Here is a 16,405-nt window from a genome sequence, read left to right on the forward strand (position 1 = left end):
GTGGTCAGCCGGCCGCGACGGCCTTGACGCCCTTGTTCTTCAGGTCGGCGAGCACCCATGCCTGCAGGTGCGTCAGCATGTCCTTGACGGTGAGCTGCTTCTTCATGACCTTGCCCCACTGCTTCTGCATCTCGGAGTACATGGCCGCGTAGTCGGGGCCGTACTGCCACTGCTCACCGACCCGCGAGGCCGCGGTGGTGATGATCTGCGCGCTGTCGGACTTCCCGTTGAACATCTCCGTCGGGATGATCTTGCCGACGTACGGCGACACGTCCTTGACCGCCGGGAAGAGCCCGGACTTGGAGGCGGGGTCGGTCAGCGCGGTCAGCGACTCCTTGCTGCTGGACAGCCAGGCCGCGAACTCGGCCGCCCGGTCGGGGTACTTGCAGCCCTTCAGTACGGCGGTGACGTCGAAGTTGCTGGAGGTCCGCGGCTCGGCGGTGTCGAAGACCGGCGCGTCGGCAAGCTGCCACTTGCCCTTGGACTTGGGGAAGTTGGTGTCGTAGATCGGCAGCTGCCAGGTCGAGGTGGTCATCAAGATGGTCGTGCCGAGGTCCCAGGTCTTGAAGACGCCCGGGTCGTTGTAGGAGGCGTTGGAGGCGAGGTTGTCGTCCACCAGCTGCTGGACGATGGCGCCGGCCTTGAGCGCGTCGGGCGAGGTGAAACCTATCTCCCAGTGGTCGCCGTTGATCCGGTACCACTGTGCGCCGGCCTGCCAGGACAGGTCGACCAGCGTGCTCGGGTCCTCGCCCGCCATGTTGAAGATCTTGACGTTCTTGTCCTTCTTCTGCACGGCCTTGCCTGCGGCGATCACGTCGTCCCAGGTGGTCGGGGCCTTGATGCCGTACTTCTGGAACAGATCGGCGCGGTAGGCGGTGAACAGGGGTGAGGAGCCGGTGGGGATGCCGTAGGTGGCGCCGCCGGGACTCACCGCGTTCCACGCCGGAACCGTGTAGCGGGACCTGTACGGGGCGGCGACCTTGGTGATGTCGGTCAGCAGGCCGTCGGCGGCGAAGTTGGCCAGGTTCATCCCGTCCATCTTCGACAGACAGGGCGCGTTGCCCGAGGTCACCGCGGCGCGCAGCTTCTGGTAGACGGTGTCGCCGGCCGCGTTGACGTACTTCACCTGGGTGTCGGGGTGTTCCTTGTTCCAGACCGCGACCTGCTGCGGGATGCCCTCCGTCCAGCCCCAGAACTCCAGTTGCACCTTGCCCTTGGTGGTCTTGGCCGCGGAGTCGTTGTTGTCACCGCCTCCGCAGGCGCTCAGGAGGAGGGAAAGGGTGAGGGCGGCGGCCGCGCCGGCGAAGGTTCTCGTACGGGTGGTGCTCATCGGTCCTCCGGAAGGGGCGGGCAGCGCCTGCGGCGGGGGGAGGCGCGGGCGACTGAAGGCAGGAAGAGAGACGAGGGTTTCGTTTCAGAAACCGTTTCCCGTGGACCGTAGAACCTTGTAAGGCCACATCACAAGAGGCAGGTACTCAAATGTTTCCCCCACCTTGCCCGCACGTTACCCAGCAAAGCCGCGGTGACCTGCCGTTACATCCCTGTGCCCCTCGATGATTCACCGCGGTCGATCGGTGCGGCGACCCGCGCAGCGCCGTTGACCACACCGCTCAGCCGCCTCTAGCGTGGAATACGGTTACTATCCGCTTCACCGTCCCGTCCCGTCTGTGGATCCCCGTTGCGGATCCTGTCCGAAGATGCGGAGACCTGTGCACACCTCACCGCCACCGCCCCGCGCCCTCTTCGCCATGGACCCGGCGCACCTGCCCGCTCTCTTCCCGCCCCGGCTGATGGCACGGCTGACTTCACTGGTCCGGATCGACACCACCCTGGTGGCGCGGGACTTCGCCGATCCGTTGGTGAAGCAAGTCCTGGCCGAGACCGAGGTGCTGATCACCGGCTGGGGCAGCCCGCGCGTGGACGAAGACGCCCTGGCCGCGGCGCCCCGGCTGCGGGCCGTTCTGCACGCCGCGGGCAGCGTGCGCAGCCTGGTCGCGCCCGCGGTCTGGGAGCGGGGCGTCTCGGTGTCCAACGCCGTTGCGGCCAACGCGCTTCCGGTCGCCGAATACACCCTGGCCGCCGTCCTGCTGGCCGGGAAGGACGCCTTCGGCCTGCGCGAGCGCTTCCGCGCCGAGGCCGTCTTCCCGCCGCCGGGTGACCACGCCAGGATCGGCAACCTCGGCCGGCGGGTCGGCGTGATCGGAGCCTCCCGGGTCGGGCGGCGCCTGCTGGAACTGCTCCGCCCCTTCGACTTCTCGGTGACGCTGCACGACCCGTACGTCGACGAGCAGGAGGCCGCCTCGCTCGGGACCGTGCTGCTGCCGCTGGACGAGCTGATGCGCACGAGCGACATCGTCAGCCTGCACGCTCCCGACACCCCGGAGACCTATCGCATGCTCGACCGCCGACGGCTGTCGCTGATGCCGGACGGCTCGGTGCTCGTCAACACCTCCCGCGGCGCACTCGTCGATCCGGACGCGCTCGTCGACGAACTGGTCGCGGGGCGCATCGGCGCCGTCCTGGACGTGACCGAGCCCGAGCCGCTGCCCGCCCACTCGCCGCTGTACCGGCTGCCCAACGTCTTCCTCACCCCGCACATCGCCGGATCTCTGGGCAACGAGCTGGAGCGGCTGGGACGCACCGTCGTGGAGGAGCTGGCGCTGCTCACGGCCGGAGCGCCGCTCGCGCACGCCGTGGCCCAGGCCGACCTGGTCAACAGCGCATGACTGCGGGGCAACTTCGTGCGTACGGTTGGATCGCTCGGGGGAGAAAACGATTACTCAAGGGCTCGACAGTTCGCCGCCCACCGCATGCCGCAGCCAGCGCGGATACAGTAACGTCGGCCCTGTGACGGAGAACGGGAAGAGCGCTCGTAAAGGCCCGGAGGCCAAGAGAGCCAGGAGGAAGACGGCCGGGTCGGAGGGCCCCAGCACGATCCGCGACGTCGCCGCGAAGGCGGGCGTGTCCGTAGCAACCGTTTCCCGGACTCTGGCCGGCAACTACCCGGTGTCGGCGGAAACGAGGGCCCGTGTGATGACGGCCGTCAAGTCGTTGCACTACGTCGTGAACGTCCACGCGAAGGCCCTCTCCGGAGGCGTCGCCGGTCCCGTGGCCCTGGTCGTGCAGGACATCACCGGCCCCTCACTCACCCACGTCGCGGCCGGTGTCGAGCAGGAGGCCACTGCGCGCGGCCGGCTGAGCCTGGTCTGTTCCACTCATGGAGACACCGCCCGGGAGGACGACCTCGTTCAGCTCATGCGGGAACAGCACGCCGCCGCGGTCGTCATCGTCGGCGGCGTGGTGCCCGACGACGCCTATCACCGCCGCATGGCCGACTACGCCAGGGCCCTGGACGCGGCAGGATCACGGCTGGTGCTGGTCGGCCGGCCGTCGCTGCCGGCCGGACTGCCGGCCACGGTCGTCGAGTACGACAACCGTGGCGGAGCCTTCCAGGCCACCTCGCATCTGCTCGCCGCGGGACACCGACGCATCCTCTTTCTCGCCGGTGAGACCGGTTTCAGCAGCTCCGAACAGCGCCGCGAGGGCTACAAGGACGCCCTGAACGCCCGCACGGTCCCCTACACGCCCGAGTTGGACATCCCCGGCCTGTACACCCGCACGTCCGGCTACCGTCGGGTGCGCGACGCGCTCGACGCCGGGCTGGAGTTCACGGCCGTCTTCGCCGCCACCGACGCGGTCGCCGTCGGCGCGCTCGCCGCCCTGCGGGAGGCCGGACTGCGCGTACCCCGCGATGTCTCACTCGTCGGCTTCGACGATGTCCCCTTCGCCGCGGATCTCACGCCGTCGCTCACCACCATCCGCGTTCCTTATGAGGAACTGGGACGGACCGCGGTACGTCTCGTCCTCGACCGGGAGGAGAGCATCGCCCCCGACGACCACGTGGTGCTGAGCACCCAACTGGTGATCCGGGAATCGGTACGACCGCCACGGTGACGCACGAGCTCGCTGGGGCGTGGACCGCTGTGCGGGGAAGGCCGACGTCATCCAGGGCGGCTCCCGCCCACGCCCACCCCGGGAGCCCGGTCAGTCCGGTCAGTCATGTCAGTCATGTCAGTCATGTGCGGCCCCGAGCAGGTGGGATCTGATGGGGCCCCGGCGGTGCCATCTCCCGTGGCGGATGTCGGCGCGGCCGAAAACCGGCGTCGTCCTTCCGATTTGCCAGGTCTTCATGACCATTTCCAGCCGTTCGCTTGACCGGCGCATGACAGTACCGGGTGCGTGGTGTCACCCTTCTGCAGGAACGTTCACCGTTCGTTGACAGATTCACCACGCAACGGACCCGTAGTTACCACTCCCCCCCACCTCCTTCCACCCGCATGCCGTGCAGCCTCCAGACCGGCGTCCTGCGCCGTTCCGTGCCGCCCGCGGCCCCACCACGGGCCGTCATACCGAAGGAGAACCCGTTGTCCCCGCGAGATCGCAGCCTTGCCCGGCGCAGACGCGCCGCTCTCGCCCTCACCTCCCTGGGGTCTCTGCTCGCCCTGGCCCTCCCGGGCCTCGCCACGGCCGCCCCCGCCGACCCTGGCCCCACGAAGATCACCGCCAAGCCCCGCAGCGGTGCCCTGCCGGCATCCATGACGCCCGCCCGCCGCACGGCTCTGCTGAAGACCGCCCAGTCCTCGGCGGTCGACACAGCTCGGCACATAGGCCTCGGCGCCAAGGAGAAGCTCGTCGTCAAGGACGTCATCAAGGACGCCGACGGCACCACGCACACCCGTTACGAGCGCACCTATGCCGGCCTGCCCGTCCTCGGCGGCGATCTCGTCGTTCACGACAGCAGCGGTCGTACCACCGTCACCAAGGCGAGCCGGGCAGCCCTCGCCGTGCCCTCGCTCAGCCCGGGGATCCGTGCGGCCGTCGCCGCCGACAAGGCCGAGGCGGCTTCCCGGCGCGCCCGGGTCAAGGGCTCAAAAGTGGAGCGCAAGCCCCGCCTGGTGATCTGGGCAGGCTCCGGAAAACCCGTCCTGGCCTGGGAAAGTGTCGTCGCGGGCATGCAACGGGACGGCACCCCGAGTGAGTTGCAGGTAGTCACCGACGCCACGACCGGAAAACAGCTCCTGGTTGACGAGAAGGTCGACACCGGCACCGGCACCGGCCAGTTCGTCGGCACGGTCCCGCTGGGCACGACCCCGTCGGGATCGACGTACCAGCTCATCGACCCCGACCGCGCGGGGCACAAGACCTACGACCTCAACCAGGGCACGTCGGGCACCGGCACCCTCTTCACGGACGACAACGATGTCTGGGGCGACGGCCTGCCCTCGAACCGTCAGACCGCGGGCGTCGACGTGGCCTTCGGCGCCGCGGCCACCTGGGACTACTACAAGGAGACGTACGGCCGCAACGGCATCCGCAACGACGGGGTCGCCGCCTACAGCCGCGCCCACTACGGAAACAACTACGTCAACGCTTTCTGGCAGGACTCCTGCTTCTGCATGACCTACGGCGACGGAGAGGGCAACAACCATCCGCTGACCGCCCTGGACGTCGCGGCCCACGAGATGAGCCACGGTGTCACCGCGGCCACCGCGGGCCTGAACTACTCGGGCGAGTCCGGCGGCCTCAACGAGGCGACCTCCGACATCTTCGCCGCCGCCGTGGAGTTCTACGAGAACCTCCCGGCCGACCCTGGCGACTACCTGGTCGGCGAGAAGATCGACATCAACGGGGACGGCAGCCCGCTGCGGTACATGGACAAGCCCTCCAAGGACGGTGCCTCGGCGGACAGTTGGAGCCCCTCCCTCGGCGGCCTCGACGTCCACTACTCCTCGGGTCCCGCCAACCACTTCTTCTACCTGCTCTCCGAGGGCAGCGGCGCCAAGACCGTCAACGGCGTCTCCTACGACAGCCCGACCTACGACGGTCAGCCCGTCACCGGCATCGGCATCCAGAACGCCGCCGCCATCTGGTACCGCGCCCTGACGACGTACATGACCTCGACGACCGACTACGCCGGAGCCCGCACGGCCACGCTGTCCGCCGCCGCCGACCTCTTCGGCGCCTACAGCCCGACCTACCTCGCCGTCGCCGACGCCTGGGCGGCGATCAACGTCGGCAACCGCATCGCCCTCGGTGTCAACCTCGCCCCGATCGCCGACCAGACCAGCGGCATCGGCCAGGCGGTCAGCTTCCAGCTGGACGCCTACACCACCAACACCGGAGCCACTCTGACCTATGAGGCCACCGGGCTGCCCGACGGCCTGAGCCTCAGCCCGAGCGGTCTCATCACCGGCACGCCGACCACACTCGGCACCGGCGATGTCACCGTCAAGGTCACCGACAGCACGGGAGCGTCCGTCTCGAAGACCTTCAGCTGGCGGATCGCCTACGTCTACGCCAACTCGACCCGCGTCGACATCCCGGACAACGGACCCGCCGTGGAGTCACCGGTGACCATCACCGGCCGCGACGGCAACGCCTCCGCGACCACCTCCGTGTACGTCAACATCGTCCACACCTACCGTGGTGACCTGACCGTCGACCTGGTCGGCCCCAACGGCACCGTCTACTCCCTGCTCAACCGCAGCGGCGGCTCCGCCGACAACGTCGACCAGACCTTCACCGTCGACGCCTCCGCGCAGCCGCTCAACGGCACGTGGAAGCTGCGCGTGCAGGACCGGGCATCCATCGACGTCGGATACATCGCGCGCTGGCAACTGACACCCTGACACCTGACCCCTGACCCCTTGGCCCACGAACCACACACCGCTGCCCGGACCCGCCGGTCCGGGCAGCGGCGCGGTGACATGTCTCCACCGCTCCGGGCCGGCGCGGCGGCAGCAGGATGCGTGGACGCCGACGGCAAGCTGGGCGCGGGGCAGGGGTGCGAACGCGAGGCGGCGGCGTCAGGCAGGCTGTTCTGCCTCCGCTACGCCCTTCGGGGCGGGCTCGGTGGCATCGGGGGTGGTGTAGAAGACCGAGCGGCCCTGCTTGGTGCGCTGCGCCTGGTTCTTGGCCACGAGCCCTTCGAGGGTGAGGCGCACGATCTTGGTCTTGATCTCCCGGTCCGGATGCCGTTGTTCGAGTTCGGTGGAGATCTCGGCGGCGGAGCGGGGCTCGCTCAGTCCGGACAGGTACTCGCGGACGAGGTCGACGAGCGTGGGCACGGCCCGCGGACCGGCCGATGAAGCGGTGGTGCTCCGCTTGCCGACCTGCCTGCCGGCCGGCGCGGCTGACTTGCCCGCTGACTTGTCGGTCCGCCTCTGCCTGCCCGAGCGCGATGCCGGCGCGGACGCCTTCTTGCGGGGCGCGGGCACTACTGTGCCCTCTTCGGGCTCCGGCTGTGGGGGCGCGCTGGGCAGACCGAGGGCGTTCCGGACGTTCACCAGGATGGTGTGATCGTGCTGGAGAGCCGCCAACTGCGCCTGAAGTGCTTCGATTTCCTCGCGGACACGGTCCTGCTCCTTGAGGTTGCGCTCCAGGTCACTGGCTACCTGTGCTCCGTACTGTGCCGCCAACTCGGTCGTGACAGCGTTGGTTTCGGACATGGTCCTCACTCCTTCTCCCGGTTGCCTCGGCCGCCGATCGGCAGACGGGGGCATGTGCGGTGTCGCATTCCTACGCGGCACAGCCTGATGACGCGTGATCTGCCGTGGTTGCTGCCGCACAGCTGTGTCGTGGCGATGGTACGGAAGGCATGAGCATTGTTCTCCATCACATGTCTGAAAGCCAACAGAGCGGAAGCACGGTCATCAGGACAGGTGAGCGGTGCTTGCCACGGGGCCAGTGGGTTACCCGGCCGGTATGACTGACATACGACCCCTCGCCCTGATCACGGGCGCATCGAGCGGAATCGGCCTCGAGCTGGCACGCCAGTTCGCGGTGCACGACTACGACCTCGTCGTGAACGCCGAGGACGAACGACTGGAGTCCGCGGCGCGGGCTCTGCGGGAGACGGGCGCGGAGGTCCGCGCGGTGCGCGCCGATCTACGGGCCGCTGAGGGCCGGTACCTGCTGCTGGACGCGCTCGACGGGCTGACGGTCGACATCGTCGTCCTCAACGCGGGGGTCGGCCAGGGCGGCGCGTTCGTGGACACCGACCTCGCCGACGACCAGGAGGTCATCGATCTCAACGTCACCGCCACCGTGCGGCTGGCCAAGCCACTGCTGCGGGCCATGGTGAAGCGCGGTGCGGGTCGGATCGCGTTCACCTCGTCCGTCGCGTCGACGATGCCCGGTGCCTTCCAGCCGGTGTACAACGCGTCCAAGTCCTTCGTGCAGTCCTTCGCCCAGGCGCTGGCGGAGGAGGTGAAGGACACCGGGGTGACGGTCACCTCGTTCATGCCGGGCCCGACGGACACGGACTTCTTCCGCAGGGCGGACATGGAGGACGACACCCGGATCGGCACCATGAAGAAGGACGATCCCGCCACGGTGGCCGAGCAGGCGTTCGAGGCGATCGTGAAGGGCGAGAAGAAGACCGTGGCCGGCTCGCTGAAGACGAAGGCGCAGGAGCTGGCGGGGAAGGTGCTGCCCGACGGGGTCAAGGCCGCGGCGCACCGGCGGATGGCGGAACCGGGAACCGGCGAGGACCCCGAGCAGCCGACGCAATGACGTGAGGGCGGCCGTCGGCGCCCACGACCGGAGTGCGGACACCCCGGTCGCCGAGGCCCGCGGCGCGGGGTGTCAGACGGTCGTCAGCGTACGCGCGCTCGGCACCCGCACGTCCCGTACGGCGAAGCCGCTGCGGACGCGCGCCGGGATGCGCCGTAGGGAGATCCTCAGGTCCTGGTCCGGGACGGTGCATTCGAGGTCGGCCAGGCGGAGCGCCAGGGCTTCGAGCAGCCCGATGGCAAGGCCCTCCCCGGGGCAGCGATGACCTGTACGCGGCTCGCCACCGCCCTGCGGGATCAGTTCGTCACGCTCGACCGGGTGCTCGAGGAACCGCTCGGGGCGGAAGACGTACGGGTCCCCCCACAGCTTCTCGTCGTGGTTCTGCCCGAAGACGTCGAGCAGCACCATTGCGCCGGCCGGCACCGAGACGTCCCGCCAGGACAGGTCACGGAGGGCGAGGCCGCCGAGGAAGGGCACGAACGGGTAGAAGCGACGGACCTCGTGCACGAACGCGGCGGTGTAGGCGGTGTCGCCGCCGCGCAGCCGTTCGCGCTGGTTGGGCTGCAGATGCAGCGCGTGCGCCGTGTAGGCGACGAACCAGCAGACGGCGACGGTGGGCCGGATGACGTTCAGCAGCTCGACGGCGGCCGTGTGCGGATGGAGAAGCTCGCCGTCGGCCTCACGGTGCTCGCACACCGCGGCGAGCACCGACCCGTCCGGGGCGGCGACCCTGCCGGAGCGCACGTCGTCGACGAGTCGGACGAAACGCTGTTCCTGACGGCTCCGTGCCCGCCTCGCGCGCCAGTGCCGTGGCCCCGCGGTGGCGAAGCCGTCAACCATGGCGACCAGGTCGCGCGCGAGATTCCGTAGGTCTTCCGGGGTGCCCTCGTCGAGCGGAACGCCTGCCCAGCGGCACACGCCGCGCGTGAGCACCACGCTCGCGGCGTCGAACAGCACGGTCTGTCCGGCCTCGCTCCATTCACGAACCGCCTCGTCCCACGCGGCGGTCACATGTTCGACAAGGCCGGCGATCCGGTCGGGGTGCAGCAGCGGCAGGAAGAGTTCCTTACGGGCCCGGTGGGCGCCGCCGTCGAGGGTGTGGACGGCGTCATGGCCGAACAAGGTGCTCAGCACGGGCTCCGGCAGCGCACCGTCGCGGCGCACGTTGTCCTCGTCGTAGAAGAACCGCACCGCTTCAGGTCCTCGTACGACAAGCGCGGGTTTGCCCATGACCCGGGTGCGGGTCACACCGTCGGGGCGGTCGCGCAGCAGGCCGGGCAGCCACGTGTAGCCCTTGGCGAGAGCGGGCAGCGAACGGTCGATCAAGGGTGAGGTCGGCATCTCCATGACGGCCGGGTGCCCATGCCCGGGGCCGGGACACGTGTCGCTGATCAAGATTCGTAGGCGCATGCAGGAACCCTCCTTTCCTCCCTGGTTGTTGGGTTCAGGTCACCCTGAAGCCGTCGAAGGTGGCCATGCCTCGTGTGCCGGTCCAGCCGTTGGCAGCGGTCATGAAGACCCCGATGTCCTGTGCGGCGGCCACACCTGAAGGCGTGGCGGTGCCCACCGTCGTCCAGGTGACGCCGTCGGTGCTGGCCTCCCCGCGGTACGAGGTGCCGGACCTGGTCAGCCGCAGGCGCACCGGCGCGGTGAAGGAGCCCGACAGCTCGATCGAGTCGAAACGGCCGTCGCCGTCGGCGTCCCAGCTCAGCGCGCACCCGTTGGACGGCGTGACCGCCAGGTTCACATAACCCGCGCTGCCCTGAACAGCCAGGTCGTTGCGGACGACGAGACCCGCCCGTGCCCAGCCCCCGGTCGGATCCTGAGCCGTGACCGTGACCTCGGCGACGGTCTCGTCGAGACAGGCGCCCGCCCGGTACACGGCTCCGAACTCGTTGGTGGCGCCCCACAGGTCCGCCCCGGCGCCCTCGACGGCGATCTCGTCGCCGTACTGGCCGAACACCGCGTCGTTGTAGGAGACCGTGCGGTACGGCTCCTCGACCCCGGTCGCGGCCGGCAGCCGTACCGGCGCCACCGCCTTCCCGCCGCCCGCGTACACCGCAGCCGTGACGACCCGGGCGACCAGCTCCGCGGGCTCGCCCGCCAGAGAGATCTCGAAGCGGGCGGCGAACGTGCCGCCGGACGCCACCGAGGGCGTGCGCACCGGATCGAGCGGCTTCGCCGTCATGCCCTCGGGGACGGTGACGGAGAGGGTCACATCGCGTGCCGCCGTGAACCCGTTCCGGTTGGTGAAGGTGACCGTCACCGTCGCGGGCCTGCCCTCGGCCACCGCCGCCCGGTCGGCCGCCGCGGCGAGGGCCGCCTGATGGGGAGTGACGGCGAGCAGGTCGCGCACGCGGCGGGCCAGGACGTACGGGGAGCCGTGCGGTTCGGTCGGGTGGGTCTCGTGCGCGTGCGCCCAGCGGTCCTCCAGGGCGAACCAGTCGATCGTCGCCGGGTCCTTTCCCTTGGCGAGCGCGTCGAAGTACGTCTTCCAGCGGGTGCGGTACAGGCCGCCGACCAGCCCTGACCACTCCCGGTTCGCATAGTCGTGCAGACCCTCGTCGCTGCTGGCGCGTCCGCCCCAGGTGGTGAGGAGGGAGCGGACGTCGTACTCCAGGCGGTCCTTCTCGGCGCGGTCGGCGCCCCAGGAGCGCGCGTCGGCGAGCCAGCGGCCGAGCAGGTGCGGACCGGAGGTGGCCAGCAGGTCGTCGAGGAGGGCCATCCAGTCCAGCCAGGTCCTGGTCAATCTGCCGAAAAGGGCTTCGTCCCCCGCATCGTGCGCTGCTTTGATCTGCGGCAGCAGCACCCGGCTGCGGTTGGACAGGACCTGGCGGGCCACGTCGGCGACGTCGTAGCGGTAGGCCGAGCTGTTCCGCAACTCCGGGCGTACGGCGAGGAGTTCGGTGAGGGCGGTGTCGAAGGCCGTGGTGTCGTACCGGTCCTTCTCCGGGCCCCAGGCGGCGGCCTTGTTCGCGGTCAGGCTCGGGCGGGCGCCGAACAGGCCGTCGGGGGCCTCGCTCCAGGAGTCCGCGCGGGACATGTTGTACGCGGTGTCGCGGATCGTCCGCCAGGCGGCGGCCGCGTGCCGGTCCGGGCCGCCGTACCGGGAGAGGGCGTACGCGGCGAACCAGTCGTCCAGGTCGATGGTGCCGGGCGTCCAGGCGAGGTCGGTCAACAGAGCCAGGGCGGGTGCGTTGTTGTCGGCGGCCTCCGGCATCGCCGCGATACCGGCGAGTGAACTGCCCTGCTTGTCGCGCCACTTGGGGTACTGCCCCACCCAGTCCGGGGCGTTGGCGCCGATCGGGGTGTGCCCGCCGAAGTTCCAGATGCTGCCGAAGGCGTACGGGGTGCCGCCCCAGTCGCCCTCCCGGTCGGTGACGGTGGTGTAGCGGTCCGACAGGCCGTCCACGATCAGCATGCGGCTCTTGTCGACGCCGTCGAGCAGCGCCCTGGACGGGTTGGTCTGCCAGCCGAGAATCGCCCACACGGCCCCCGGGTGCGCCTTCTGCAGCGCCGCCTCGACGGCCTTCGCTGCCTCGCTCACCGGCACGTCACCGGGGTTCCCGCCTTCGTGCAGCAGGTCCATCTTGTACATCGTGCTGTCACCGAACCGCTCCGTCTGGGCCCGGTAGAAGGCGGCGGCCACGTCGCGGAAGGCCGCGGTGCGGGGGTCGAGCCAGTCGGGGCGTTTGAAGGCGCCCCAGGTGCCCTGCGCCACCACCGCCGCGTCCCCGCCGTGCCGGGCGGGGAAGTCGTCCGGCACGGTGCCGTAGTAGCCCGGCAGGACCGGCGTCATGCCCAGGTCGCGGATCCGGTCGACGATCTTCTCGGCGAGCGCGGCCCGCCGTTCGATGAGCTGGCGGGAGACCGGTCCGCCGAAGCCGGACATGTTCTGCAACAGCCACCAGGGCTGGTGGGCGGGGGCCGGGATCCAGGCACGCAGCGCCGCGTCGGAGTAGCCGAAGCGGCGGAAGGTGTCGTAGTACACCGCGTCGCCGCCGATGTAGACGAGGACCCGGTTGACTCCGTGCAGGGCCAGCACGTCCAGCTCGTGCTGCCAGGCGTCCCAGGTGCGGTAGGCGCCGGTGTAGCCCTCGTTGGTGTCGTTGAAGGCGAAGCGGTGCGGCACGTTGGCCGCTCCGGTGATCTCCTCTGCGGGCGCGGGGAGGGTGCGCGGCAGGTTCAGCTGCTCGCCGGTCCAGGAGACGGAGGCGTGCGCCGTCCGCCGCAGGTAGGTGTGCAGGCCTGCGAGCAATACCCCGGTACTGGTGCCCTCCACGGTGATGTGTCCGGCCCGGCCGGTGACCCGGAAGCGGTCGGTGTCGTCGGCGACGGCCCGCAGGGTGATCTGCCGGTGGTGGTCGGGCAGCAGACGCTTCAGCGCGGCTGCGGCGGGAGCGATGTCGAACAGGGCGCCGCCGGCCGCGTACGCGCCTTGCGGTCGGGCCAGCAGCGCGGCGCCGCCCAACGCGACCGCGCCCGTGAGGACTCGTCTGCGGGTGACACCCGTGATGCCGAGGTCGCCTCGGTTGGTGGGCATGAACATCCTTCCGGCAGGGCTCAGTTGACCGTCATGGCGAAGATGTGCAGGGCGGGGACGCCCGACTGGAGGCCGTCGCTGACCTTGGGCAGGACCAGGGAGCGCAGCTCCTTGCCGGCCGCGAGGTCGACGCCGAAGGTGAACAGGCTGACGGGGGTGTCGTCCCGGCCGGTGGCGATGTGGCGGTAGGGGACCACCACCGCGGCGGAGGAGTTCGCCCCGTACCAGTCCTGGACGGCGACGGAGAAGGGCTGTTCGGTGCCGTCGGCGTAGACGACCTTGCCGTCGCCCCTGCCTTCTCCCCAGGTGCTGGTGCCGAGAAAGGACAGGCGGGAACCGGCGCCGGACAGCAGTACTGTCTGGCCGGCACTGACGACGTTGTCGAGGTTGCCGGGCGCGGTGTGAGGCCAGGTGAAGGTCACACCGTCGTACGTGACCTCGGCGCCCGGCGTGAGTCCCACCGACGCCAGCGCCTCGGCGGACAGGCTGGAATGTGAGCCGTCGATGTCGGCGACGGTGAGCGCTTCGTCGGAGGCGATCCCCGCGTTGTCGAAGGCTCCGGACAGCGAGCGGTACGGCAGCAGGACTGAGGACGTCGCGCGCGTGCAGTCGGAGCCGTGGCGGTGCACGTCGAACAGGGCGTGCGCGGTGAACACGATCCGGCCTTCCGCGTCGTCGGCCAGCCGGGTCCGCCGGGTGCGGGTCACCGACCGGCCGGGCGCGAGGCCGCCCAGGTGGTCCGGTTCCCCCGTGTCGTTCACGGCGAGATAGAGCACGGTGCCGCGCAGCGCGATCCGGGTGGTGTTGGTGAGCGTGGCGGTCAGGGTTACGGCCTTGCCCGGCTCGGGGGCGGCCGGGGTGACGGTGAGCGAGACGGGCGGCGGGAGGAAGTCCTCCTCGGGGCGGTAGGCGGTCACGACTCCTCCACGGTGAAGTGGTCGAACAGGGCCCGGACCGTCGTGCCGGGATGGTTGAGGTTCACCGCGCTGGCCACCACGCCGGCGTCCAGGACGCCGCTCGCGGAGGGCACGGTCACGCTGCCGATCTCGTTCCAGGCGAGGCCGTTGGTGGTGGAATACGCGGTGTAGGTGGCGCCGGAGCGGATCAGGCGCAGCCAGGCGGGGTGGGTGGAGGCGCCGCCGCCGGCCCAGGTGTCGAGGTGCCCGTCACCGTCGCTGTCGGTCATGAACTCCACGCCGTAGGACTGCGACATGGTGAGCACCGCGTAGCCGCCCTTCTCCGGCGCGGTCAGGTCGTTGGCCACGGCGATCCCGTACTTGGCGCTGGGGTTGTCGCTCCCGGTGAGACTGACCGTCTTGACCTGCACCACACTCGAAGTGGCGGCCGCCCCGGGGAGGCGGATGCCGCCCTTCTCGTCACGGCCGCCGGACAGGTCCGCGCCGCCCGCCCAGATCACCAGCCGGCTGCCGTACTGGCCGAACCGGGCGTCGTCGGTGGTGGCGAACGTCCGGTACGGGTCCCGCACGCCGTTCGGCTCGTAGGGCACGCTGACGGTCTTCGCGGCCCGCGCGCAGTCGGCGCTGCGTCCGTCCACGTCGAAGACCAGGTGTGCGGTGAAGGCGATGTCCCCGGCGGCGTCGGCCGGCATCGACGTGCGCCAGCTGCGGGTGATCTTCGCGCCCCGCCGCAGGTCGCCGAGCGGGATGGTGCGGGCGGCGGTCGTGGCGCCCGGGTCCACCAGGTACAGGACGGCGCCGCGCAGCGGGAACGGGCAGTCGTTGACGAGGACGGCGGTGGCGGTGACGGCGGCGCCGACGGCCGGTTCGGCCGGTTCCGTGGTGACGCTGAGGGCAGGACCGAGGGTGTCCGTATGTGCGCCCACGCCGTTCACCGCCGCTCCCAATCGACGGTGAAGGTATTGGCGATCTCGCTGGGCAGCGTCTCCGGGACGCTGATGTGGAGCTTGCCGTCCGAACGGGTCCATTTCAGCGGGCGGTTGTGGCCGAGCAGCCGGATCCGAGAGGTCGCGGAGTGCGGGATGTCCGCGGGCACGGAGAGGGTGCCGCTGGGAGCGCCGAGGACGATGATGTTGAACTTGCCCGGGCCGACGGTGTACCGGATGCCGAGCGGGCTGCCCTCCTCCTCGGCCCGCAGCCAGGGCGTCGAGCCGTAGACCGCGGGCCCGTTGACCTTCAGCCAGGCGCCGATGTCCCGCAGCCGCCGCTGCATGACGTCGGGAATGGTGCCGTCCGGCTTGGGCCCGATGTTGAGCAGCAGGTTCCCGTTCTTGCTGGTGACATCGGCGAGCAGGTGGACGAGGAACTCGGAGGTCTTGTAGTCCTCCTCGGTCTCGAACTTGTTGTAACCCCAGGAGTAGCCCATGGTGATGCAGCACTCCCACTTCTGTGCGTCCATGGTGGGGTTGGTGCGCTGTTCGTAGGTGGCGTAGTCGAAATGCGTGTCGAAGCGGTCGTTGACCACGACCCCCTTGGGACGGCTGCGGTTCTTCGCCTGGTTGTAGTAGTGGGCGAGGGGCTCCTCGCTGCGCCACGGCGGTTCACCGGCCGGCCGGAACCACTGGCCGTCCGCCCACAGCAGTTCCGGGTCGTAGCGGTCGATGATCTCGTACAGCTGCTTGAGTTCGTAGTCGCCGATGTAGTCCGCGACTGGCTTGTAGCCGGTCATCGGGACCTCGGCACCGGTGTAGGCGTTCTTCATCGGCCGGCCGAGCGCCGGGTTGAAGAACTCGCCGAGCGAGTAGTACAGGCCGGGCCGTACGGTGCCACGCTTGCGGGCGGCTGCCATCAGCTCGCCGACCAGGTCCCGCTTCGGCCCGTACCTGCCCGCGTGACGGTTCGTCACCTTGCTGGGCCACAGGGCGAAACCGTCGTGGTGCTTGCTGGTCAGGGCGAAGTACTCGGCACCCGCCTGCTCGAACAGCCGCACCCAGGAGTCGGGGTCGTAGTTCTCGGCCCTGAACTGCGGGATGAAGTCGTCGTAGAGGAAGTCCTGGCCGTAGGTGTCGCGGTGGTACTTCCAGGTGGGGTCGGTGTCGAAACTCTGGTACCAGAGGTACCACTCGGCGGCCATCTGCCGGGCGGAGCCGGCGGGGACCGAATAGACACCCCAGTGGACGAAGATGCCGAACTTGGCGTCCTTGTACCAGCGCGGTACCGGGTGGGTGTCGAGGGATTCCTTCGTGGGCCGGTAGTCGGGGATGCCGCCGCCGATCGCGTGGGCGGCGCCGGGTGGGGCGAGGAGCACCGCTGAGCCGAGAGCGGTGGCCGTGGTCAGGAAGCGTCTGCGGCTGACGTTCACAGGGGGCCT

The 16,405-nt window shown here is 69.9% G+C and carries 11 protein-coding genes; 4 read left to right on the forward strand and 7 right to left on the reverse strand.

What is annotated here, in order from left to right:
* Positions 1 to 4: 4 nt before the first annotated feature.
* Positions 5 to 1,330 carry an ABC transporter substrate-binding protein gene (locus tag MKW14_RS33035; RefSeq protein ID WP_240869065.1) on the reverse strand — a complete coding sequence of 442 codons (1,326 nt, stop codon included), beginning with the start codon at positions 1,328 to 1,330 and terminating at the stop codon, positions 5 to 7.
* Positions 1,331 to 1,697: 367 nt separating this feature from the next.
* On the opposite strand from MKW14_RS33035, the gene MKW14_RS33040 reads away from it, so the two are divergent.
* The 3 genes from MKW14_RS33040 (at position 1,698) to MKW14_RS33050 (ending at position 6,689) form a co-directional block, all read left to right on the forward strand.
* Positions 1,698 to 2,726: a hydroxyacid dehydrogenase gene (locus tag MKW14_RS33040; RefSeq protein WP_240869069.1), complete on the forward strand. Its 1,029-nt coding sequence runs from the start codon at positions 1,698 to 1,700 to the stop codon at positions 2,724 to 2,726.
* 121 nt (positions 2,727 to 2,847) lie between these two features.
* Complete coding sequence (locus MKW14_RS33045; RefSeq protein WP_308314662.1) at positions 2,848 to 3,954, forward strand: LacI family DNA-binding transcriptional regulator; 1,107 nt, start codon at positions 2,848 to 2,850, stop codon at positions 3,952 to 3,954.
* A gap of 470 nt (positions 3,955 to 4,424) precedes the next feature.
* A complete protein-coding gene (locus tag MKW14_RS33050) occupies positions 4,425 to 6,689 on the forward strand; it encodes a M4 family metallopeptidase (protein ID WP_240869073.1) in 2,265 nt (754 codons plus the stop codon).
* 177 nt (positions 6,690 to 6,866) lie between these two features.
* Here the strand turns inward: MKW14_RS33050 and MKW14_RS33055 are convergent, their stop codons facing one another.
* Positions 6,867 to 7,508 (reverse strand): hypothetical protein, encoded by a 642-nt coding sequence (locus MKW14_RS33055; protein WP_240869077.1) that lies wholly within the window; start codon positions 7,506 to 7,508, stop codon positions 6,867 to 6,869.
* Positions 7,509 to 7,764: 256 nt separating this feature from the next.
* On the opposite strand from MKW14_RS33055, the gene MKW14_RS33060 reads away from it, so the two are divergent.
* Positions 7,765 to 8,574 (forward strand): SDR family NAD(P)-dependent oxidoreductase, encoded by an 810-nt coding sequence (locus MKW14_RS33060; RefSeq protein ID WP_240869079.1) that lies wholly within the window; start codon positions 7,765 to 7,767, stop codon positions 8,572 to 8,574.
* A gap of 72 nt (positions 8,575 to 8,646) precedes the next feature.
* Here the strand turns inward: MKW14_RS33060 and MKW14_RS33065 are convergent, their stop codons facing one another.
* The 5 genes from MKW14_RS33065 to MKW14_RS33085 form a co-directional block, all read right to left on the reverse strand.
* Positions 8,647 to 9,921: a cytochrome P450 gene (locus MKW14_RS33065; RefSeq protein ID WP_240869226.1), complete on the reverse strand. Its 1,275-nt coding sequence runs from the start codon at positions 9,919 to 9,921 to the stop codon at positions 8,647 to 8,649.
* Between the two features lie 97 nt (positions 9,922 to 10,018).
* Positions 10,019 to 13,117, reverse strand: coding sequence for an alpha-N-acetylglucosaminidase (locus MKW14_RS33070; RefSeq protein ID WP_240869081.1), 3,099 nt, complete (start codon positions 13,115 to 13,117; stop codon positions 10,019 to 10,021).
* Between the two features lie 20 nt (positions 13,118 to 13,137).
* The gene (locus MKW14_RS33075) at positions 13,138 to 14,034 is read right to left on the reverse strand and encodes a beta-sandwich domain-containing protein (protein ID WP_240869082.1); all 897 of its coding nucleotides are present in this window, start codon (positions 14,032 to 14,034) and stop codon (positions 13,138 to 13,140) included.
* On the reverse strand, positions 14,031 to 14,960 hold the full coding sequence (locus MKW14_RS33080) for a DUF1349 domain-containing protein (protein WP_240869084.1): 930 nt from the start codon (positions 14,958 to 14,960) through the stop codon (positions 14,031 to 14,033). Before MKW14_RS33080 ends, MKW14_RS33075 begins: the two co-directional genes overlap by 4 nt.
* A 5-nt stretch (positions 14,961 to 14,965) precedes the next feature.
* Positions 14,966 to 16,396: an alpha-L-fucosidase gene (locus tag MKW14_RS33085; RefSeq protein ID WP_240869086.1), complete on the reverse strand. Its 1,431-nt coding sequence runs from the start codon at positions 16,394 to 16,396 to the stop codon at positions 14,966 to 14,968.
* Between the last annotated feature and the right edge of the window lie 9 nt (positions 16,397 to 16,405).

Source organism: Streptomyces gilvus, assembly GCF_022513565.1.
Classification (GTDB): domain Bacteria; phylum Actinomycetota; class Actinomycetes; order Streptomycetales; family Streptomycetaceae; genus Streptomyces; species Streptomyces gilvus.